37 protein-coding genes and 2 pseudogenes are annotated in these 19,659 nt (G+C 34.1%); 29 read left to right on the top strand and 10 right to left on the bottom strand.

Annotation, left to right across the window (positions count from 1 at the left end):
• Positions 1–8 precede the first annotated feature (8 nt).
• Positions 9–1,407 (top strand): annotated as a pseudogene (gene sufB / locus MUA90_RS10975) (Fe-S cluster assembly protein SufB).
• Positions 1,408–1,474: 67 nt separating this feature from the next.
• Here the strand turns inward: sufB and MUA90_RS10970 are convergent.
• The 7 genes and pseudogenes from MUA90_RS10970 to MUA90_RS10940 form a co-directional block, all read right to left on the bottom strand.
• On the bottom strand, positions 1,475–2,524 hold the full coding sequence (locus tag MUA90_RS10970) for a site-specific integrase (protein WP_262586896.1): 1,050 nt from the start codon (positions 2,522–2,524) through the stop codon (positions 1,475–1,477).
• A gap of 78 nt (positions 2,525–2,602) precedes the next feature.
• A complete protein-coding gene (locus MUA90_RS10965) occupies positions 2,603–2,833 on the bottom strand; it encodes a hypothetical protein (RefSeq protein WP_262586894.1) in 231 nt (76 codons plus the stop codon).
• 42 nt (positions 2,834–2,875) lie between these two features.
• Positions 2,876–3,901, bottom strand: coding sequence for a YdcF family protein (locus MUA90_RS10960; protein WP_262586892.1), 1,026 nt, complete (start codon positions 3,899–3,901; stop codon positions 2,876–2,878).
• A 33-nt stretch (positions 3,902–3,934) separates the two neighbouring features.
• Positions 3,935–4,012 (bottom strand): annotated as a pseudogene (locus tag MUA90_RS10955) (transcriptional regulator); the annotation flags it as partial.
• Between the two features lie 16 nt (positions 4,013–4,028).
• Positions 4,029–4,469 carry a hypothetical protein gene (locus MUA90_RS10950; protein WP_262586891.1) on the bottom strand — a complete coding sequence of 147 codons (441 nt, stop codon included), beginning with the start codon at positions 4,467–4,469 and terminating at the stop codon, positions 4,029–4,031.
• Complete coding sequence (locus MUA90_RS10945) at positions 4,447–5,409, bottom strand: exonuclease domain-containing protein (protein ID WP_262586889.1); 963 nt, start codon at positions 5,407–5,409, stop codon at positions 4,447–4,449. Before MUA90_RS10945 ends, MUA90_RS10950 begins: the two co-directional genes overlap by 23 nt.
• A 15-nt stretch (positions 5,410–5,424) precedes the next feature.
• Complete coding sequence (locus tag MUA90_RS10940; RefSeq protein WP_262586887.1) at positions 5,425–6,138, bottom strand: helix-turn-helix domain-containing protein; 714 nt, start codon at positions 6,136–6,138, stop codon at positions 5,425–5,427.
• A 142-nt stretch (positions 6,139–6,280) separates the two neighbouring features.
• Between MUA90_RS10940 and MUA90_RS10935 the strand changes: the two genes are divergently transcribed.
• Both MUA90_RS10935 and MUA90_RS10930 read left to right on the top strand, forming a co-directional pair.
• Positions 6,281–6,499: a helix-turn-helix transcriptional regulator gene (locus tag MUA90_RS10935; RefSeq protein WP_096608508.1), complete on the top strand. Its 219-nt coding sequence runs from the start codon at positions 6,281–6,283 to the stop codon at positions 6,497–6,499.
• 13 nt (positions 6,500–6,512) lie between these two features.
• Entirely contained in the window at positions 6,513–6,683 is a 171-nt protein-coding gene (locus MUA90_RS10930; RefSeq protein ID WP_262586884.1) for a hypothetical protein, read from the top strand.
• Here MUA90_RS10930 and MUA90_RS10925 read toward each other — a convergent pair.
• Positions 6,680–6,919 carry a hypothetical protein gene (locus MUA90_RS10925; RefSeq protein WP_262586882.1) on the bottom strand — a complete coding sequence of 80 codons (240 nt, stop codon included), beginning with the start codon at positions 6,917–6,919 and terminating at the stop codon, positions 6,680–6,682. The genes MUA90_RS10930 and MUA90_RS10925 overlap by 4 nt on opposite strands.
• A 141-nt stretch (positions 6,920–7,060) precedes the next feature.
• Between MUA90_RS10925 and MUA90_RS10920 the strand changes: the two genes are divergently transcribed.
• Positions 7,061–7,285 carry a hypothetical protein gene (locus tag MUA90_RS10920; protein ID WP_262586880.1) on the top strand — a complete coding sequence of 75 codons (225 nt, stop codon included), beginning with the start codon at positions 7,061–7,063 and terminating at the stop codon, positions 7,283–7,285.
• 2 nt (positions 7,286–7,287) lie between these two features.
• Here the strand turns inward: MUA90_RS10920 and MUA90_RS10915 are convergent, their stop codons facing one another.
• Positions 7,288–7,464 carry a hypothetical protein gene (locus MUA90_RS10915; protein WP_194746656.1) on the bottom strand — a complete coding sequence of 59 codons (177 nt, stop codon included), beginning with the start codon at positions 7,462–7,464 and terminating at the stop codon, positions 7,288–7,290.
• Positions 7,465–7,512: 48 nt separating this feature from the next.
• Between MUA90_RS10915 and MUA90_RS10910 the strand changes: the two genes are divergently transcribed.
• The 3 genes from MUA90_RS10910 to MUA90_RS10900 all read left to right on the top strand — a co-directional run bounded on the left by MUA90_RS10910 (position 7,513) and on the right by MUA90_RS10900 (position 8,088).
• Positions 7,513–7,653, top strand: a complete 141-nt coding sequence (locus MUA90_RS10910) for a hypothetical protein (RefSeq protein WP_262586878.1) — start codon at positions 7,513–7,515, stop codon at positions 7,651–7,653.
• 20 nt (positions 7,654–7,673) lie between these two features.
• On the top strand, positions 7,674–7,871 hold the full coding sequence (locus MUA90_RS10905; protein WP_262588809.1) for a hypothetical protein: 198 nt from the start codon (positions 7,674–7,676) through the stop codon (positions 7,869–7,871).
• A 79-nt stretch (positions 7,872–7,950) separates the two neighbouring features.
• A complete protein-coding gene (locus MUA90_RS10900) occupies positions 7,951–8,088 on the top strand; it encodes a hypothetical protein (RefSeq protein WP_262586876.1) in 138 nt (45 codons plus the stop codon).
• Here MUA90_RS10900 and MUA90_RS10895 read toward each other — a convergent pair.
• Positions 8,082–8,372 (bottom strand): hypothetical protein, encoded by a 291-nt coding sequence (locus MUA90_RS10895; RefSeq protein WP_262586874.1) that lies wholly within the window; start codon positions 8,370–8,372, stop codon positions 8,082–8,084. The genes MUA90_RS10900 and MUA90_RS10895 overlap by 7 nt on opposite strands.
• Before the next feature lie 65 nt (positions 8,373–8,437).
• Between MUA90_RS10895 and MUA90_RS10890 the strand changes: the two genes are divergently transcribed.
• From MUA90_RS10890 to MUA90_RS10785, 22 genes are all read left to right on the top strand, one after another.
• Positions 8,438–8,674 carry a hypothetical protein gene (locus tag MUA90_RS10890; RefSeq protein WP_262586872.1) on the top strand — a complete coding sequence of 79 codons (237 nt, stop codon included), beginning with the start codon at positions 8,438–8,440 and terminating at the stop codon, positions 8,672–8,674.
• A complete protein-coding gene (locus MUA90_RS10885; RefSeq protein WP_262586871.1) occupies positions 8,671–8,892 on the top strand; it encodes a hypothetical protein in 222 nt (73 codons plus the stop codon). Before MUA90_RS10890 ends, MUA90_RS10885 begins: the two co-directional genes overlap by 4 nt.
• Before the next feature lie 96 nt (positions 8,893–8,988).
• Positions 8,989–9,255 (top strand): DUF1108 family protein, encoded by a 267-nt coding sequence (locus MUA90_RS10880; protein ID WP_262586869.1) that lies wholly within the window; start codon positions 8,989–8,991, stop codon positions 9,253–9,255.
• A 2-nt stretch (positions 9,256–9,257) separates the two neighbouring features.
• Positions 9,258–9,743: a siphovirus Gp157 family protein gene (locus tag MUA90_RS10875; RefSeq protein WP_262586868.1), complete on the top strand. Its 486-nt coding sequence runs from the start codon at positions 9,258–9,260 to the stop codon at positions 9,741–9,743.
• Positions 9,743–10,444, top strand: coding sequence for an AAA family ATPase (locus MUA90_RS10870; protein WP_262586866.1), 702 nt, complete (start codon positions 9,743–9,745; stop codon positions 10,442–10,444). The genes MUA90_RS10875 and MUA90_RS10870 overlap by 1 nt, the downstream gene beginning before the upstream one ends.
• 122 nt (positions 10,445–10,566) lie before the next feature.
• Positions 10,567–11,784 carry a DEAD/DEAH box helicase gene (locus MUA90_RS10865; RefSeq protein ID WP_262557184.1) on the top strand — a complete coding sequence of 406 codons (1,218 nt, stop codon included), beginning with the start codon at positions 10,567–10,569 and terminating at the stop codon, positions 11,782–11,784.
• Between the two features lie 6 nt (positions 11,785–11,790).
• A complete protein-coding gene (locus tag MUA90_RS10860; RefSeq protein ID WP_262557183.1) occupies positions 11,791–12,297 on the top strand; it encodes a hypothetical protein in 507 nt (168 codons plus the stop codon).
• Between the two features lie 2 nt (positions 12,298–12,299).
• Positions 12,300–12,800: a DUF669 domain-containing protein gene (locus tag MUA90_RS10855; protein WP_070848623.1), complete on the top strand. Its 501-nt coding sequence runs from the start codon at positions 12,300–12,302 to the stop codon at positions 12,798–12,800.
• Between the two features lie 50 nt (positions 12,801–12,850).
• Positions 12,851–15,157: a phage/plasmid primase, P4 family gene (locus tag MUA90_RS10850; protein WP_262586865.1), complete on the top strand. Its 2,307-nt coding sequence runs from the start codon at positions 12,851–12,853 to the stop codon at positions 15,155–15,157.
• A gap of 282 nt (positions 15,158–15,439) precedes the next feature.
• Entirely contained in the window at positions 15,440–15,754 is a 315-nt protein-coding gene (locus MUA90_RS10845) for a VRR-NUC domain-containing protein (RefSeq protein ID WP_262586863.1), read from the top strand.
• Positions 15,751–15,942, top strand: a complete 192-nt coding sequence (locus MUA90_RS10840) for a hypothetical protein (protein ID WP_262586861.1) — start codon at positions 15,751–15,753, stop codon at positions 15,940–15,942. The genes MUA90_RS10845 and MUA90_RS10840 overlap by 4 nt, the downstream gene beginning before the upstream one ends.
• 12 nt (positions 15,943–15,954) lie before the next feature.
• On the top strand, positions 15,955–16,479 hold the full coding sequence (locus MUA90_RS10835) for an SA1788 family PVL leukocidin-associated protein (protein ID WP_262586859.1): 525 nt from the start codon (positions 15,955–15,957) through the stop codon (positions 16,477–16,479).
• Positions 16,480–16,854: a DUF3310 domain-containing protein gene (locus MUA90_RS10830; protein ID WP_262586858.1), complete on the top strand. Its 375-nt coding sequence runs from the start codon at positions 16,480–16,482 to the stop codon at positions 16,852–16,854.
• On the top strand, positions 16,855–17,031 hold the full coding sequence (locus tag MUA90_RS10825; RefSeq protein ID WP_262586857.1) for a hypothetical protein: 177 nt from the start codon (positions 16,855–16,857) through the stop codon (positions 17,029–17,031).
• Positions 17,031–17,270: a hypothetical protein gene (locus MUA90_RS10820; RefSeq protein WP_262586855.1), complete on the top strand. Its 240-nt coding sequence runs from the start codon at positions 17,031–17,033 to the stop codon at positions 17,268–17,270. Before MUA90_RS10825 ends, MUA90_RS10820 begins: the two co-directional genes overlap by 1 nt.
• Positions 17,263–17,808 carry a dUTPase gene (locus MUA90_RS10815; RefSeq protein WP_262586853.1) on the top strand — a complete coding sequence of 182 codons (546 nt, stop codon included), beginning with the start codon at positions 17,263–17,265 and terminating at the stop codon, positions 17,806–17,808. Before MUA90_RS10820 ends, MUA90_RS10815 begins: the two co-directional genes overlap by 8 nt.
• A gap of 35 nt (positions 17,809–17,843) precedes the next feature.
• Entirely contained in the window at positions 17,844–18,080 is a 237-nt protein-coding gene (locus tag MUA90_RS10810; protein WP_262586851.1) for a DUF7366 family protein, read from the top strand.
• Positions 18,073–18,249 (top strand): transcriptional activator RinB, encoded by a 177-nt coding sequence (gene rinB, locus MUA90_RS10805; protein ID WP_262586849.1) that lies wholly within the window; start codon positions 18,073–18,075, stop codon positions 18,247–18,249. Before MUA90_RS10810 ends, rinB begins: the two co-directional genes overlap by 8 nt.
• A complete protein-coding gene (locus MUA90_RS10800) occupies positions 18,250–18,435 on the top strand; it encodes a hypothetical protein (RefSeq protein ID WP_262586848.1) in 186 nt (61 codons plus the stop codon).
• Complete coding sequence (locus tag MUA90_RS10795; RefSeq protein WP_262586846.1) at positions 18,432–18,794, top strand: hypothetical protein; 363 nt, start codon at positions 18,432–18,434, stop codon at positions 18,792–18,794. Before MUA90_RS10800 ends, MUA90_RS10795 begins: the two co-directional genes overlap by 4 nt.
• Before the next feature lie 130 nt (positions 18,795–18,924).
• The gene (locus tag MUA90_RS10790) at positions 18,925–19,116 is read left to right on the top strand and encodes a hypothetical protein (RefSeq protein ID WP_262586845.1); all 192 of its coding nucleotides are present in this window, start codon (positions 18,925–18,927) and stop codon (positions 19,114–19,116) included.
• Between the two features lie 12 nt (positions 19,117–19,128).
• A complete protein-coding gene (locus MUA90_RS10785; RefSeq protein WP_232166976.1) occupies positions 19,129–19,554 on the top strand; it encodes a hypothetical protein in 426 nt (141 codons plus the stop codon).
• Positions 19,555–19,659 lie beyond the last annotated feature (105 nt).

Here is a 19,659-nt window from a genome sequence, read left to right as displayed (position 1 = left end):
TGATTGAAATGGCTAAAAAAGCACCTGATGTTGGGGATTACAAATATGGTTTCCACGACGAAGATGTTTCCATTTTCAGATCAGAACGCGGATTAACAGAAAATATCGTTACTGAAATATCAAGAATGAAGGAAGAGCCAGAATGGATGCTGGACTTCCGTCTTAAATCATTAAAATTATTCTATAAAATGCCGATGCCGCAATGGGGCGGCGACTTGTCAGAGTTAAACTTTGACGACATCACTTACTATGTTAAACCTTCTGAACATGCAGAACGTTCTTGGGATGAAGTACCAGAAGAAATCAAACGTACTTTCGACCGTTTAGGTATTCCAGAAGCAGAACAAAAATACCTTGCTGGTGTTTCTGCACAATATGAATCAGAAGTTGTTTACCAAAACATGGAAGCTGAATTAGAAGAGAAAGGTGTTATCTTCAAAGACACTGACTCTGCATTAAGAGAACACGAAGAATTATTCAAAGAATACTTTGCTTCAGTTGTTCCAGCTGCCGATAACAAATTCGCAGCACTTAACTCAGCAGTATGGTCAGGCGGATCATTCATTTATGTTCCTAAGAACATCAAATTAGATACACCGCTTCAAGCATACTTCCGTATCAACTCAGAAAACATGGGTCAATTCGAACGTACTTTAATCATCGCTGATGAAGGTGCATCAGTAAACTACGTTGAAGGTTGTACAGCTCCAGTTTATACAACTAACTCACTACACTCAGCTGTAGTAGAAATCATCGTACACAAAGATGCACATGTGCGTTACACTACAATTCAAAACTGGGCAAACAACGTTTATAACTTAGTTACTAAACGTACTTTAGTTCATGAGAATGGTAACATGGAATGGGTTGACGGCAACTTAGGTTCTAAATTGACTATGAAATACCCTAACTGTGTATTAGCAGGTGAAGGTGCCAAAGGCAGCACACTTTCTATCGCTTTAGCAGGTAAAGGTCAAGTTCAAGATGCGGGTGCGAAAATGATTCACTTAGCACCAAACACATCTTCAACTATCGTTTCAAAATCAATTTCTAAAGATGGCGGTAAAGTTGTTTACCGCGGTATCGTTAAATTTGGACGCAAAGCAAAAGGTGCACGTGCGAACATCGAATGCGATACGTTAATCTTAGATAACAAATCAACTTCAGATACAATTCCTTATAATGAAATCATGAACGATGACATTTCATTAGAACACGAAGCGAAAGTTTCTAAAGTATCAGAAGAACAATTATTCTACTTGATGAGCCGCGGTATTTCAGAAGAAGAAGCAACTGAAATGATCGTAATGGGCTTCATCGAACCATTCACAAAAGAACTTCCAATGGAATATGCCGTTGAAATGAACCGTCTAATCAAATTTCGAAATGGAAGGTAGTATTGGATAGCTGTAAACCGCGTGGTTGAGCGATTCTTGTAGTCGAAAAACGGCTATTGATACCATTTTGATACCATTTACTCATCAAAAATGGCTATTGCATCATGCTTTTTCTGGGTGTATAAATGGCTGTAAGTGCCCATCGTTTCAGTGATTTGAGCGTGTCTCATGAGTGACTGTAAAACGAAAATATCTACACCGTTATTTGCAAGGTAAGATGCATAAGAATGTCTCAGTGTGTGTATGTTATAATGTGGAAAAGCTTTTTGAAATTTTTTGTGAACGTGGCTATAATGTTTAGGCGCTATCCCTCCAAAAATAAAATAGCTGCGTTCATCAAAATATTTATTGGCTGCCTTTTCACGTTGGTAGCGATCAGCTAACATTTGGTTAATGAATTTAGGTAAGGGGACAATATCTTCAGAACTTTCAGTTTTAGCTCTGGGATATATAGTCCGATTAGAGATGTCCATAGTTTTGTCTATGGATATCTCTTTTTTATATTTATTAAAGTCTGTCCATACTAACGCCATTGCTTCTCCAATGCGCAAACCAGTATAAAACATCAACTTAAATAACTCTTGATAATCTTGTTCCTCCACTTCCTTTACACGCTCATCAAATTCTTCTCTTAACATATACTTTGGTTTAGGTTTAACACGTGGAATCGGTTTGATTGAGATAGTAGGATCTATACGCAAACCGAAATATTTTTTAGCGTAGTTGATAACTACTTTGAAGCCAGACCATATTGTGCGTGCAGTGTTAGTGGAAGGGATGTTATCCATTAGATATTTTCGGAACTCTTGACACTGGTTCTGCGTAATCTTGTTCATATTAATATGTCCGAATTTATCTTTAAAGTGTCTATTGTATTCATTGATTTTACGTTTTTTAGTTTTAGGTCTTAAGTCGCTATGCTCTAAATAATGCTTGAACACATAGTCGAAGGTATTCGAATCGCTATAACCCTCATTAATATCATTTAAAAACGCAGCTTCTGCATATTTAGCTTCTCTTTTAGTACCGTAACCTCGTTTCATTTTACGCTTGTTATTACCGTAAACATCTTTATATCTGATAGAAAAATACCATTTGCTTGTACTATCATCTTTATATACTGGCATTTTTACTCATTCCTTCCTTAAAAAGTTAAAAAATAATAAGGGCACGTGGAAGTACCCTTAAGGTTATTGAGTTTTAACTCATGTAAAAATATTAAGAATCGTTTCTGTTATACGTTTAACAACATTTTCAATTCGTTTTTCTTTTTTAGTTTTATCAGGTGTTTTACTTTCCCGAATACTTTGCAGTTTGTCAATAACTACATCAATTTCTTCAGGTTTTAACTCATTTGCTAATGCTTCTATTTCTCTTACAGCAGGGTTATTATAACTCTGGTTCTTTACTTTCTCTTTAATAAAAATTTTTTTCATAATATTCTAATCCTTTTCTAATTTTTGTGATCGGTCATCGTATTAAAAAAAGTATGTCCATGCCAGTAATAGTGAGAACAACAGCGTTAAGATTAATAGAGATTTCTTATGCATCACCAGTAATGCGATAAACTCTCTAATCAACGCAGTAGGCAAGAAGTAATGCGCAGTAGGAGCGCCTACACCTTGCGCTTTAAGTTTGGCCTTTCGAGTATAGACAGCCGCTCTGAATACATGGTAGTTGTTTGTGCTGAATAAAATATTAATATCTCTTAAATTCGCATGACCTAACGCTTTGATAATTTTATTTTTCGATAAGCGCATGTTTTCATATGTGGTTGTTGATTGGTCTTCCATAATAATTTGTGCGTCAGGGATATCTTGGGATAAAAGATATTCACGCATTGCATAAGCTTCTGAAACAGGTTCGTCTGCGCCCTGACCACCCGAAACAATGATTTTAGAATCAGGGTTTTTCTTGAAGTATTTTATGGCCATGTCCAATCTTGATTTTAACAAAGGCGGAACTTTGATGGTTTTAATACCGGAACCTAATACAATGATAAAATGTACTTTACCTTTGAACGGAATAAATTGATAGAACACGGAATAAAGCAAATAAAAAACAAAGCATAACGTCAATATGAAATTGATTGAACAAAATAAGAGTACAATGAATGATACGATCTGCGGAATGCGTTCATTGCTTAGAAAACCTATCCACAGAGGGAAAGGTATGATAAAGAATATATTAATACCAAGGAATAGCGATAACAACGCTGTTGGGCTTCTTCCTTCTTTATTTTGAACAATAAAAGTATTAATGATGAGATAAACTATAGTAAATAAAAATACTGAAAGTATAATTAAAATGGCAAACATATTAATCAAATTGCCTATGTTTGAGAACTTGTTCATTAAAAAATCTAAACTGATAATAAATGTTGCAAATCCGGTAATAAATACACCGCAGCTAAACAAGAGTCCTGCATAAAAGCTGCGACTTTCAATAGTTATCCATATACCACCGATAACCATAAATATTAAACCTAGTATTATAAATGACATATTTACCTCCTTCGCCCCAGAGTGGAGGGGGGGTTATAAAATTACTTTCCCCACCAGCTCTACGCTTTCGTTTTCGTAAAAGTGCAAGTCGCGGTACGCTTTGTTCAGTGAAAATGAAGAAAATTAGTTAAAATAGCTTTTCTAATAAACTGTAGTCATAGAAAACTTTACATCTTGGATGTAATAATTTATCTTTTTCTTCTATATTTAGTTGTTCCTTAGTTTTCACTTTTCTATCTTCGGTAAAATACCAGCGAATATATTCATGTATGTCATAATTCTTCGCGATTTTTTTAGAATAGCTCAAATTCTTTTTCTTTTTTAATAGTTCATAAAATTCTATTTCTTTTTCAGTAGGTTCTTCTTCAGAGATAATATTACTTCTTAAAGCAATTCTGTTATTATTACCACTGAAATAATAATTACCACTTTTAGTGTTATCTTCTTTGTTAAATCCTATGTATATAGAAAGTAACAGAGATTTTCCATAAATGGCTTCTTTATGAACGTCTTTAAATTCTTCTTCTACTAAAAAAGTGTGAGTTTTAGTAGTTATTTTTTTGATCATTTTCAAATTCTCCAATCATTCTCAAAAATTCTTCCTCATTAACCAGTGATATTTCAAAACCTTGTGATATTAGTTCTCTTGCTTTCCTTTGTTTAGAGACAAGCCCGTTTTCATCCACGTATCTTTTTTCTTGTATTCCTTCAACTAAAATATTAGTGCTTTTATTTACTGATGAACTCACGACAGCATTATTCTCTTTTGCCATAACTTGCAAAACATCTTTACCGTTTTTAAATTTTCCAGAAAATACAATATTCTTCCCAGATATATGAGGATTGCTGAAGTTTGTTGGTTTTACTTTATTAAGCTCTTTAATAGTAATGGATTTTTGAAAAGATGAATTCTTATTTAAGAAATCGATAGAATTTATAAACTTACTAAATTTAATATGGTTCTTTTTAGTTGATTGAATCATTTCTAATAAACTATTGAAGTTATTCTCGTTTGCTAATATTATCAACATTTCAGCAAGTTTTTCAGCATCTACTTTTGCAGAATGTAGTCCTTCTTTTGAAATCCCGTAAAATTCGCATAAGTTTTTCATACTTAATGAAATTCCACCCAAAAAATTTTTGAATATTCTTACACTATCTATATAAAGAAAATTAGGGAAATTGATATTATAATCTGATAAAGTAGATTTCAATACTGATATATCAAAATTAGCATTATGAGCAATAATAATTTGAGATTCTCTTAGATAGTGTTTAATATCTTTATAAATAATATCAAAACTAGGTGCATTTAAAATAGTTTCCTTAGGTATGTTATGAATTTCAGCATTGTTTAAACTATAATAATTACTTTTCGGGTTAATATATGATGAATAACTGGAAACTATTTCCAAATCATTGATTAATGTAATCCCTATTTCACAAGGACTGTTTGTTTTAGAGTTCATAGTTTCAAAATCAATTACTGCTGCATCGTACTTTCTCATTTTACACACTCCTTTTTATAAGACTATTTTTCCTACTACTTTCAAATCATTAAATGAACTTACTGTAATATCTTCATACTTCGGATTCAAAGAGATGAGTTTAAGATATTCCGGATGAATATCTACACGTTTGATAAAGCTTGTACCATCAAGAACCACTAAAGCGATCGTTCCGTCCTTAATGTTAGTTTCTCTTTTGATAAATGCGTATGTACCTTCTTTAATCATTGGTTCCATCGAATCACCGTTAACTAAAATGCAGAAGTCAGCACCCTTAGGCACTTCATCCTCATAAAACTCAACATCTTCCTCAATTAAATCATCAAATAATTCTTCGCCGACTACACCAGCAGCTGCAGCGTGCATACGTTTGATAGTAATAATATTTCTGTCGTTTTCAGATACTTCATTGTTTTGCTCTTCTAATTGTTTATTAGCAAAATCTAGAACGTTGTGTTGGCGTGGAGGTGTGAGTTGATTGTACACAGTTGTGATGTCGTTCTTTTTACTATGTCTCTTAGGGAATAAGTCGTCGATACTAACATTTAAAATATGTGCTATTTCAAATAAATCGTCTTGTTTAGGGGTTCTATAGCCTGTTTCATAGTTTGAAATAGTAGCTTTTTTAGTATTAAGTTTTTCTCCGAGCTGGTCTTGAGTTAAATTCATTTTAGTTCTATAGTATCTGATTTTATTACCTATAAATAATGCTAATTCTTTTTTATCCATTTTCTTACCTCCTCTAAATGTACCTATAGTATATCCCAATTATTTTTGGGATTCAACAAAAAAATACACGAAATGCAAACTTTTATGTTGACTAGGGTACACGATTCGTGTATAGTTAGTTTTGTAAGCAGGAGGTGACAACATGCAATGGAATTTAATAAGACTTAGAAAAGAAAGAAAATGTACTCAAGAAGACTTAGCAAATCTCCTGAATATATCTACTGAAGGATATCGTTTAAAGGAATTAGGAAAACATCAATTTAAAAATGATGAGATGTTTATTATTGCTGATTTTTTCGATGAAAACATTGGGGATATTTTTTTACCCACAAAGTACACGAAACGCAAACAAACAACTTAAAGGAGGAAAACAAATGTTTAAAAATAAAAAGATTGATATGAGACCGCTAGTTACAAGTAAAATTAATCAATTACGTATATCAGCACTGTTTCTGCAACTACAAAAATTTTTATTAGAAAACAAAATAAGCGAAGAGGACTGCAAGGTGCTAGCTCGCATGCTCAACGCTTATTATGACAATTAGAATTTTAAGTTATTCAAAATTTCTAATCCGTCATTAAATTCTTGAGAATTTTGTTCGTCTTGTTTTTTAGAATACTCTTCATTAAATTTATTAGCTTTATCTACTGCTTCTATATAAACTTTTAAAGCTTTATCGACATTTATTTGACCTGCTGCTATAGAAGTCGGAGAATATTCAAAATTTGTAGAAGAGACAAGTGCAGAAGCAAATTTCTCAGGGTCAATGTAATTCACCATAGGTAACACCTCCCTTCATAAAGGGATAAAACAAGTATACCAGAAAGGAGCATAAACGATTGAACGAATTACAACTTAGTAACACCCTACCCACAATGATTGTAACAAGAAGCACCAAATTACTTAATAGGAGGAAATCACATGCAAGAATCAAAAATTAAGCAATTAAAAGAAATTGAAAAATCATACGAAGCATTAATTAAAGAAGTGGTTGATGACATCTTAATTAAGTCAGAAAACTACGGAGCAGCATTAAAAGAAGCTTCAAAATTATTGTGGTATACAAATAGCCATGATTTTGTCGAAAAATTAAATAACGAAATTAATAAAAGAATGGAATTAGAAGCCCCGTCGAAACGGGACTGAGATTAAAAACGATTCTTTCTAGCAGTTTCACGTTCGTTGGTTTCTATAATGTTTTTGATAAATTGCTTATCTTTTGAGAGGGCATAAGCAATTTCTTTAACTGCATCAGAAACGTTTTTGTCTGATATGCCATGCTTTTCAAGTATGACATCAATCATATTATTTTCAATTTTATTCATAAGTTTTTCACCTCCTTAACAGGAGTATAGCAGAAAGGAGGAACGCAAATGTTCAAGTTTTTAAATGATGTAAAAACTTCTTTAGAAAACCACCCTTGGGGTTGGAAAGATCACTTACCTTATTTACTGATTTTATCAATGTCACTAATTGCTCTGGTTCTCGGAATTCTCTCAGTGATTCTATTTTAAAAGGAGGAAACGGAATGAACATTCAAGAACAAAATAAAAAAGTCATCTATTACTACTATGACGAAGCAGGTAATAGACGACCGTTAGATTTTCAAGTCAACGATGGATATAACTTGATGATTCAAGAAATATTTATCAGTAAGGTTTTAAAAAAATATCCATATTTAAAAAATAACTTTTACGCTTTGATTGATGGTATCGAATTTAAGATAGATTAAATTTTTGAGAAAGGTATTGAGCAGCTGAAAGAACTGGGTTTACAAGCCCAAGCAGAGAACAATTTTAGGAGGAAACAAAATGAGCAAACTCAAAGCAATTAAAATAGCACTCCTCTTATATATCGCTGCAACGATATTAGAGAAAGTGCCGAAAAGAAAAAGACATGGAATTAAATTATCCATAAATAAAAACGGTTCATTAATTAAAAATTATTGAATGCGAGGTAAATACTTATCCTCTCTACTATTATAATCTAACGCCCAATTACTCTTGATGATGATCTTGTCAGGAAACTGAATGAACATTACATGAAAGCCGTTATCATATTGTTGCTCAAATATTTTTAAATCATCAGTTTGGTAAATTTCATCATGCTGCATTCCATCTTGCCAATTTTCATATTCGTCAAGCCAAGGTGTATCTATTATAAATTCATTAGTACCACCATTCTTAGGAGACTTGACTTCATAAGTAAAAGGGAATTTTTGGATATTAACCATTCTTAACACCCCCAATCCAACGCAGTAGCGATAAATCAATTATACACGAAAGGAGACGACACTTTATGATCATAAATTATTTAACTATAAAAGATATACAGATACTAGCAGGCGTTAGTAAAAGTAAAGCTTCTACCATTGTAAGAGAGATGAACAATGAACTTAAGGAAGAAGGGTTTATTGCGATTAGCGGAAAAGTACCCATTCAATTAGTGAGAGAAAAATTCCCGTACTGTGATTTATCGGATGAAGCAATTAAAGAGTTAAAAGAATTTAACGTTAAAAAAGAGGTGAAACAATGAAGTCATTTTGGATAGCATACGCATTTTGGTTTGTAACTTCATTCATTCTAAGTGCAATAACAAGCGATGCAATTATATCAATGGCGTGGGGATTTATAGCTTCGTTAGCAGTATATGTATTCTTTTTAGTTTGGTTCTACGAAACAGACATATTCGATACTGAAGAGGTTGAAGATGACGACGAAGAGTATATTACGTTATTTACGATTAAGTATTAAAAAAGACTGCTAGCAAGGGCAATTGCTAACAGTCAGGGTGTAATGTTTTAGAAACTTTTCACCCTCTAAATTACCAAATTCAGGAGGAATAATCAAATGTATTTTGAACAAGGGGCAGTATTGCATCATAAATTCAAGGTAGACGGATTTGAGTTTATAAGAGAAATCGCAAGAGAAGATGATCATATCAGTATTTTAATTTCGACTGTAAGTAATATTTACGTCACAAAAACAGCAGTCGCCAGTTTATCAGATATTGAAACTGCAGAAGAAATTATTAAACAAGATGTATATACATTTATCGAAGAACAGACAGACGAACTCGACAAAATCATGGCTTACTTTTCGAAAGGGTGGGGGTAAATATGGCTAGCTTATATAACTTATCTGAAGGTTACAAAGAAGTTTTAGACAAAATGGATGAAGGTTTTTCATTTGAAGATATTAAGGACACATTAGATGCAATTAAAGCTGATATGGACACTAAAGTTGATAACATTATCGGACTCAAACGATCAGCAGAGGGTGATGTTGAAGTTATAGACAAAGAAATCAAGCGTCTGCAAACTCTAAAAAAACAGAAGCTGAACCTTGCTGGTAAATTGAAAGGCTACCTACAGGACATGTTGGAGGTTCAAGAATTAACTAATTATCGTACCTCTAAAAACTATGTGTTTAAGAAGCGAAATGCACCGAGCAAATCAGTTACAGATGAAAAGTTAATCCCTAAAGAGTATTGGTTATCTCAAGCGCCTAAATTAAACGCTAAGCAACTGACAGACGACTTGAAAGCAGGCAAAGAGGTGCCGGGTGCTGAACTTAAAGTGACTGAAAGCCTGGTGATTAAATAATGAGTTTTAACATTACAAGCGCTAAAGATATTCAGACAGACAAAGCAACTTATCTTATTTATGCGAAACCTGGAACAGGAAAAACACACACATTGAATTTCTTACCAGGCAGAACATTATATATCAATGTGGACAAATCAGAACGTCCATTAAAAGGTAACGAAAATATCGATATCTTAGAATTTAATACCCACGAAGCTTGGAAAGAGTGGGGCGAATTAATGAAATGGTTAGCGGACAATAAAGAAATTCTTAACCAATACGACACTATCGCTATCGACAACATTTCAGAATTGTTTAGATCAATGTTAGCAAACTTAGGGCGTAATGGTAAAAACGAACGTGTACCAGAGATGAGTCATTACCAACGTGTAGACTTCTTCACTATTGATAGTTTGCGTTTCCTACAAAGTTTAAAAAAACGTTTAGTATTTCTTGCTTGGGAAACGAATTATGAAAACTACACGCCTGCAGGGCAACAAATTACGCAAGCTGTACCAGATATACGTAAAACCATTCGCGACAACGTAGCAGGTCTTTGCCAAGTCGTAGCGAGATTAGTGTTTAACGAGAAGTCTGGCAAACGTGGCTTTATACTAACGCCAAGCAATAACGTCTTTGCTAAAAATCAATTAGACAACAGAGAACATTGCTTGCAAGAGGATTTGTTTAAGGTAGGTGATGACAATAATGGCGACTAACTTTAAACTTCGAGACTACCAACTGGAATTGATTGACGGTGTCTATAAATGTCTTTCGCAAGGCAAGAAGAAATTAATGGTACAGTCGCCTGCATAACGCAGGCAGCGGTAAGTCTGTAACGATGTCAGAAGTTGCAAGAAGAGCAACGGAGAAAGGTAATAGAGTTTTGTTTTGCGTCCACAGAATAGAGCTTGTAAATCAAATTAAACAAACCTTTAAGGCTAATGATGTTGACATGAATTTATGTCATGTAGGTATGGTCCAAACTATAAGAAATAGAGTTAAACGAGGAACCGAACCTGAACCTTCAATTATATTGGTGGATGAAGCACACCACTCTCTCGCTAAAACTTATAAAGATATTTTCAATGCATTTCCTAACGCTTTTATTTTTGGGTTTACAGCGACTCCTTATCGAATGAATGGCAAAGGTTTTACTGAAATATTTCAAGAATTAATTACAGGTAAATCCGTTAAATGGTTAATTGACAACGAGCGATTAGCACCTTTCAAATATTACTCAGTCAACTTAATCAATAGTGATGAGTTGAAGAAAGCATCCACAGGTGATTATAAAAACGACTCGATAGATAAAGCAATGAAACCGACTATCTATGGTGATGTGGTCGAGAATTATCGTAAATTTGCGGAAGACAAAAAAACAATTATATACACACATAACATTGAATCCAGTATACGTGTTGCAGAGAAATTTAATCAATCAGGTTATCGTGCATTACAAGTAGATGGAAAAACACCGAAAGATGAGAGACATCAAGCAATGGAGTTGTTCAGAAGTGGAAAGGTAAAAATTCTAGTAAATGCTGAGTTATATGGTGAGGGTGTTGATGTTCCGGATTGTCAATGTGTCATATTGCTACGACCGACGAAATCACTCACATTATTTATTCAACAGACCATGCGTTCAATGAGATATCAACCTAATAAAACGGCAATCATCATTGATCATGTAGGTAATTATATGAGGCACGGGCTGCCTGATACTAACCATGAATGGGATGAACACTTTAAAGGCCTTAAGAAAAATAAAAAAGAAAACACTATTATGGCTAAAGAATGTCCAGAGTGTTTAAGTGTCATCCCTGCAGCACATTCAGAGTGTCCTTACTGCGGTTACGAATGGCCTCCGCTAGAGCGCGAAGATTATAAAGTTGATGAAAATGCAGAATTAGAAGAAGTCGGCAGCAGTTTTGTATTGGAAATGCGTAAACCTGAAGATTGCAAGTCAGTTGAAGAATTATACGAAGTTGCAAGAAATTTAGGATATAAGCCTGGTTGGGCTTATGTACAAGCAAAAAGATTAGGAATGTTGGGGTGATTATAAATGTATGAACATACTAAATATAAAGGTGGAGAAATCATTAATGGATTAACCATCATTGGTGATACCGGAAAGCGCACTGAAAACGGGAATTATGCTATTTACTTAGTTAAAGATAGTGAAGGTAATTATAGAGAATACCAATCAGTTAATATATCCAGAGGAAATGCTTCTGGCTATAGAACAAGTCAAAAATGTCGTGAAAAAGCTCGTCAATCAATGAATGAGTTAAATAAAAGTAGAAATAAATATTTAAAAAAACGCGGATATGTAAATGGTACTGTAACTTGGGCAAAGAACATTAAAACACCAACAAATAATACTTCAGGTTACAAAGGTGTGAGTCTTTTGAAAGCAAAACCAGGTAAAAGAAAAAAAGATGCTTGGAGAGCTTATATAGTAATAAAACAAAAACAGATTAACTTAGGAACTTATGAAAATAAACAAGATGCAATTATGGCGCGTAAATTAGCAGAAGAAAAATATTTTAATCAAAAAGGAGAATTTTAATTATGACAAACTTTACTTTAAACATGGAAGATACTTTTGATGGTGGTATTCAAGACGGAACTTACGAGGTAGTAATTACAAAATGTGAAGAAAATGCGACACAAAGCGGAACAGAACATGTGGATATGCGATTAACAATCAGAAACGATATTGATCAGAAATTTAAAAACAACATTGTCTTTCATAAAATTTGGAAAGCAAAAGCAACAGGCAAATACGATATGCGTTTCTTTAATACAATCGGTGCTGCTGCTCAATTGCAACAAGGCAAGCAATACTCATCAATTGAAGAATTATTCAAAGATTTCTTAGGTAAACCCGTACGTGTCACTGTTAAAAATGAAACATCAGAATATAACGGCAAAACTTATGAAAATCTTAATGTGAAACGTTGGGAGAAAACGAAATTCCCTGAGCTTGCACACAAATTCAAAACAGAAGATGGCGGAAATCCATTTGCAGGTGCAGATGTGATTGACGATAACGAAGACTACCCATTCTAAAGCAGTGAGGGATTATCCCTCTCTTGCTTACTTAAAAAGGAGTTATACACATGTATGAAGAAATTCCAATAGATTTAATGGAACGAGATACATGGGTCTGTTGGAAGATTGAAGAAACAGCTAATGGCCGAAAAACAAAAAGGCCTATAGATCCAAACACAGGCTCATATGCAAAAAGCAACGACTCCTCCACATGGAGTGATTACGAAACGGCAGTAGAAATGTCGAAGAATTTCGACGGCATCGGTTTTATGTTAGGTGATGGTATTTTCGGAATCGATATTGACGGTGTAGAAAAAGAAATACAGGAATATCTCGCTAATGAAGATGTAGACAATATTGTCGGGGAATTTATCGAAACAATGGAAAGTTATGCAGAAATATCTCCGAGCGGCAAAGGTATCCACATCTTAGTCAAAGGCGAATTGCCTAAAGGCGGAAGAAGACGCGGCAATGTAGAAATGTATGAAGAATTGAGATTTTTAACATTTACAGGTTTCCGCATCGGACGTTTTAAGGAAGTCTCAGAAGATGAAATGGGAAAGATTAACTACCTGCACAATAAATATATTGCTCAATCAGAATCGGAAACAAAGCAGATCAATAACACAAAAGGTACAGGCAATGATTTATCGGCAGAAGAATTGATTGATATAGCTAAAAAATCAAAAAACGGACTACGCTTTACCACATTGTTTGAAGGTGACTGGACACAGTTCTATGATTCCCAATCTGAAGCAGATATGGCTTTCGCCAACGATTTAGCTTTCTGGACTGCAAGAGATGCAGCGAAGATGGACGACATATTCAGAAAGTCCAACCTCTACCGCGACAAGTGGGATGAGATGAGAGGGAAAGACACTTACGGCAATATCACAATCAATAATGCAATCGATTCTTGTACGAATGAATTTATACCAGAAAAGACAGAAAATGATTTCCAGATTTTTATTATGGATGATGCAGTCAAACCTGTAAAAAAAGACAAACGTTATTCATACGACGACACAGGCAACGCAGAACGTCTTAAGGATAGGTTCGGAAGTTTTATACGTTACAACTACACTTCTAAAAATTGGATGTTCTACGACGGCAAACGTTGGCGTATTGATGACGCAGGCAAAATGAAAGGTTTAGTCGACAAAGTGATTGCCGGTTTGAAAAACGAAAAAATTTCAGATTCATATGACGGCTATGACACTGAAGAAATTAAAAAATTCAGAACACGACATTGGAAAGATTCGCGTAATCATAATAAAAAGGAAAACATGTTGAAAGAATGTCAGCACTTATTACCTGTCCACAATCATGTTTTTGATTCGGATTTTAAATTATTTAATACACAAAATGGCTACATTGATTTAATTACAGGTCAGTTGTTGGATCATGACAAAAATAAATTCTTCACAAAAATTTCTAAGTGCGAGTATACCGACAATGCAGATTGTCCGAAATGGGAAGACTTTTTAAACGACATTTTCTTAGGGAATCAAGAATTGATTAAATTTATTCAACGTTGTGTAGGTTATTCATTATCAGGATACACTTCAGAACAAGTTTTATTTGTATTACTTGGTAACGGAAGAAACGGCAAATCAGTATTTTTAGATATTATGAATGAAGTTTTTGGAAATTATGCAACTAACATTCGTCCACAGGCTATTATGGCAAACAATCAAAAATCGGATGCCAGTCCAGAAATTGCCAAGTTAGATGGTGCAAGATTCGTAACAACCACAGAGCCGAATGAAGGCGACCGATTCGATGAAGGATTAATCAAGCAGCTTACAGGCGGCGATAAAGTTACAGCACGTAAACTTTACGAAAATGAATTTGAATTTGTACCGCAATTGAAACTGTGGATGGCAACCAACCACAAGCCCTATGTACGCGGTACAGATGAAGGGATTTGGCGTAGGTTCGTCATTATACCTTTTGATAAGCAAATACCGCTTAAAGAGGTCGACAAAGATCTTACAAATAAATTAAAAAAAGAATTACCTGCCATTATGAAATGGTGTGTTGAGGGTTATCTTGAATGGCAGAAAATCGGATTGGCCGAACCACAAAGTGTCAAAGCGCAGAGAGATGAATATCGTACAGAAATGGATCCAATTGAAATGTTTATTGATGAATGCTGCAGACGCAGAAGCGAAACGTCTCAAATCAAAAGCAGTACGTTATTTCAAGCTTATGATGCATGGGCAAAAGAGAACCATCAGTATAGAATGACGAATACTAAATTCGGTAAAGAAATGAAGGGAAAATTTAAATGGAAAAAGTCAAACGGTGTTCAATATTTAGGAATAGAATTGTTGCAAGAGTACAATCCTAATTTTATTAAGCTTAATTTATAAATTTGGAAGAGTTTTGTAAGGGTTTAGGAAGGGTTTTTGTAAAACCCTTCCACCTTGCAAACCTTGATATAAAGCTATTTATACTACTCTTATTTCTTATTTGTAATAGTTGGAATAGTAATATAGAAAAGTATATAGAATTAAAAATAAGTATATATATAAAAACTTCTTATAAAAGTGTTCCAACTTGCAAAAAGTATTCCAATTCGTTGGGAGAGTAAGGGCAAACCCTTCCTAAATTATAAAACAAACTATTCCTACCATTCCAAAAGGAGTAAAGATATGACAGAACAAGATATACAAAATTTAATACGAATTGCTGCATCAAAAGAAAACGTTATCTTCAGAGCAAATGTGGGCAAAGTACGTACGGCAGACGGAAGATTTTTTGATACAGGTTTGCCTCAAGGTTTTTGTGATTTATTTGGTTTCAGACCAGATGGACAGATATTTTTTATAGAAGTTAAGAAACCCGGCGGAAAAATTAGAGATAAGCAAATTAAGTTTATTGAAACAGTTAAAAAAAGAGGTGCGCTTGCAGGTGTTGCTTATTCTGTGGACGATGCAATCAAAATTATAGAAGGTGATATTAATTGAATATCGACAATGACGATGTAGAAATGCAATTCAAATGCACAGTGACGTTTACAGCTAAAGTCAAAGATACATTTCACAAACACACTGATTTACAAGATGTGGAAAATTATTTGATCCATAAAATTTATGATGAACCGGAAGCCTACATGGATGACTTAGAAGTCACAGATGTAGATCGGTTATTGTAGGAGGTTAGAGTAATGGGAAAATTTATTTATAAAGGTGAAACGATTGAGATTGGAACACAAAAAATCTTATATGCATCTCAAAATTTAAAAGTATCTTCTAAAAATTTGCAAGAAAGATTTGATAAAGGTTGGGATATAGAAGATGCGCTTAAATACAATTTCAAACACGTGATGTACAAAGGGAAAATATGCCGAAAGATTAAACATAAAGGACTCACTTTTTATATCGTAGCTGAAGATTTGAAAAGGTCTAAAGTGCCGCCGCAAACAATTATTAAATATTTAAATGACGGGCATATTATGGACGATATTTTACCGCTGGAAACAGAGTTTTATATTGTGGAACATGAAAAAGATGCTTTGCGAAATTTGGTTTATAAGGACCGTTTACGCAAAGAACGTCAAAAAGAACAAGCAGAAGCACGCAAAAGAGCAGAGCGTCCTTGGTTATACGACGGTACACCTCAGAGTGTAGAAGCTGGTCCTTGGTACTTACACCTATGTGAAAATGATTTAATAGTAAAGGCGGTGCGCTAAATGGAAATACACGAGTTAACTCCTGGGCAAGAGGTTGTAGTGTACTATGTAGGCACTGTGGAAGAAATGAGCGTACCGAATTTTGAAAAACCGAAAGCAAAAATCAGATTAGAAGATAATACTTCAATTCATATTTGTGATACAAACTACTTCGATTTATTAAATTCAGAAGATTCAGAAAAAGTACCTGATCATTATTCTGGTCAAACAGATGTAATTGAATTTACACGTCAACAATTTACTAAAGATGAGTGGATTGCATCAATGAAGTTTAACATCATCAAATACGCCACAAGACTAGGTCGTAAAGACGCATTAGATAAAGAGCTGGATAAAATCATCGATTATGCGCAACGTCTCAAGGAAGGGCTTTAAATGACCTTAAAAGAGGCGCTTGAATACGCAAACGCTCAATTGAATACATGCACAGGAGAGTTATATGTGGACAACATGCGTGAGTTGCATGCAAAGCTGTGTATCAAGAGAATTGTCGAACAATTAGAGCAAGGACAATCACTAAATCATAAATTCAATGATGAAGGAATTTTGTAATGGCTGGCACACGAGGACGTAGTTTAACGCAACTAGAGCAAGAGTTACAAAGCAGAGGTGTAAAGGGGTTTGTGATTGATGCAAGCCCTACACGCATCACTGTGTTAGCTGACAGATCCGATTATGAACGTATTAAAGAGATGGTTGACGACCAACAAGCAGAAGTCAAACCAGATAGCGAAGTATTAAGCGAAATAAAATATGAAATATCGAAAGTGGAGGATAAAAACAATGACTAACACAATCACAGTAGAACAATTAAAAGAGTTATTACAAATACAAAAGGAATTTGATGATCGCATTCCAACTTTAAACCTAGAAGATAGCAAAGTAGCTTACATTGTTGAATTCTTTGAATGGTTTAATACGCTTGAGACGTTTAAGAACTGGAAGAAGAAACCAGGCAAACCATTAGATGTACAGTTAGATGAATTGGCTGACTTATTGGCGTTTGGGTTGAGTATAGTGAATCAATCTTGTAACGAAGATGAAAAAGAAGAATTAGTAGACAATTTATATTTTTGGATTCAAAAAAGAGAAAAGGGTGGTAAATTCGATTTGTCTAAAAAAGATAACACGCTGACTATTGTTAAGTTACTCCCCCTTATGATTTTGAGTGATAGTGATGAATCTGTGTTAGATGCAGTTACTTCACCATTTGGCTACGCAAAAAATTACTATTCAATCAACCAACTTGGTGAAGCATACAAAAAGAAAATGCAACGTAATCACGATAGACAAGACGGTAAAGCAGATAAAGACAAAGGATATGTGTAAGGCGGTTCTTCCGCCTTGCTTTTAGGAGGTAAACAATGATTAATATTCCTAAAATGAAGTTCTCTAAAAAACACACAGAGATAATAAAAAGATATAAAGCTAGTTCGGATGAAGAAAAAGAAAAAATTGAAGATGAGTTTATAAAAGCTATCAATGATAAAGAAAGTAAATTTTACAGTCCTATATTGGCTAACATGAACGGATATGAATTAAGGGCTATGCTCAAATTAATACCTAGTTTAATCGACACTGGAGATGATACTGATGATTAAACCGATACTCAAAATTATCTTAACGCTTACACTATACGAAGCAGCTAAATACATCACTGAACAACTTATCATTTACCGTACACAGAACGATGATGTGGAAGCACCTGCAGACTTCGATATAAACGATCACATACATCTTAATGATTTAAAAGCAGAGGTGAGTGATTAAATGGAAGATATATTATTTACTATTATATTGATAGTTGCGATTATTTGTTACACCGTCTATAAGATAGATAGTAACCATGTGAATAGACCGGAGAGTCATAGAATTTCACCTAAACCAGAGAAAGAACCGACGCCACCAAAGAAAGATAAAGGTACAAGAATGCCGCCAGGAAAGGAACGTGAGTGATTGATATGGGCGAAAAGGTAAACGAAGAGAACAAAAAATTAGACTTTGATAAAACAAAAGAAAATGAAAGAGAACTTCTCATAAAGGGTTATCATTACTGCATTAAACATATTGACGAGGAAATTAAGCAGGCGATTGATAATGGTATATACAGAGTGTCTTTAAATGTTTTTGCTTTACATCTCACTGTTATTTCTAGCGATACAGGAAGAATTAATAATGACACTATTCAAGCGGTTATACACCACTATAAAAAACAAGGGGTTAAAGCCTATATTTATTTTGAAGAAGGATATGGAGGTGTAAATATTAGAAGACATCCGGAGGAAAGACTTATTATAGATTGGAGTAATGTATAAATGTGGATAGCACTAACCATTCTCTTCGCTCTCCTCTCTCTTGTGCTTTATATGGCGAACAGAGAGTTGAATGAAACAATCAAAGTGCAAGAAGATATTATACAAATATTATTTAAAAGGAATGATGAAGATGATAATGAACAAACAAGAGTATTATTTAAGTCGTATCGAAGAATTGAATGAGAGTATAGAACAAAGCGAAGAGACTATTAAACAAAAGAAGAAAGAGGTTGAACACAGTCAAAAGAGAATCAAAAAAGAAGAAGAACGTATAGCGCTAATGGAATCTATCCGCACGGATATATTAAATAAATTATTGTAGGGGGCTTGTACATTGTACACACCGGAAGATGTAAGACGTATGATTGTGGAAGATTATTGTTGGAGAAAGAATGCGCTGATTGATCAAGGCTATGAAGACGACAGTGTATCTATCGGACAGTACGGTATCGAATCAGCTATGCCGAAAGCGAAAGGCAGTACAGGCGATAAGGTCGGTAGTATCGCGATACGCAATGACAAAGCATACCGTATGTATTGGAAGCATGTGGAAGTTGTAGAGTTTATCGACCGTTATGAAATGAAGGTAGAGAATGATAAGAACTTCAATATCTTAAACGACTTCAAGAAAGGGATGAAGAAGAACAAGATACAGGATAAATATAAAATCAGTCAGACCAATCTCGAAAGTCGATTGAATGATATTGTGAACATTTATCTGACAGAACAAGCAAAAGATTACAATAAGTCGAAAAAGTAGAAAAACGTGAAAATATAGAAAAAGTACAAAGTGTACAAAAAGTACAAAATATACTAAATTTGGATTGAGAGAATTATTTAATATAATTGAGTTACAACAATATTA

The sequence above is a fragment of the Staphylococcus sp. IVB6181 genome, from assembly GCF_025561445.1.
Lineage (GTDB): Bacteria > Bacillota > Bacilli > Staphylococcales > Staphylococcaceae > Staphylococcus > Staphylococcus simulans_B.
This window is presented reverse-complemented; position numbering and strand designations above follow the sequence as displayed.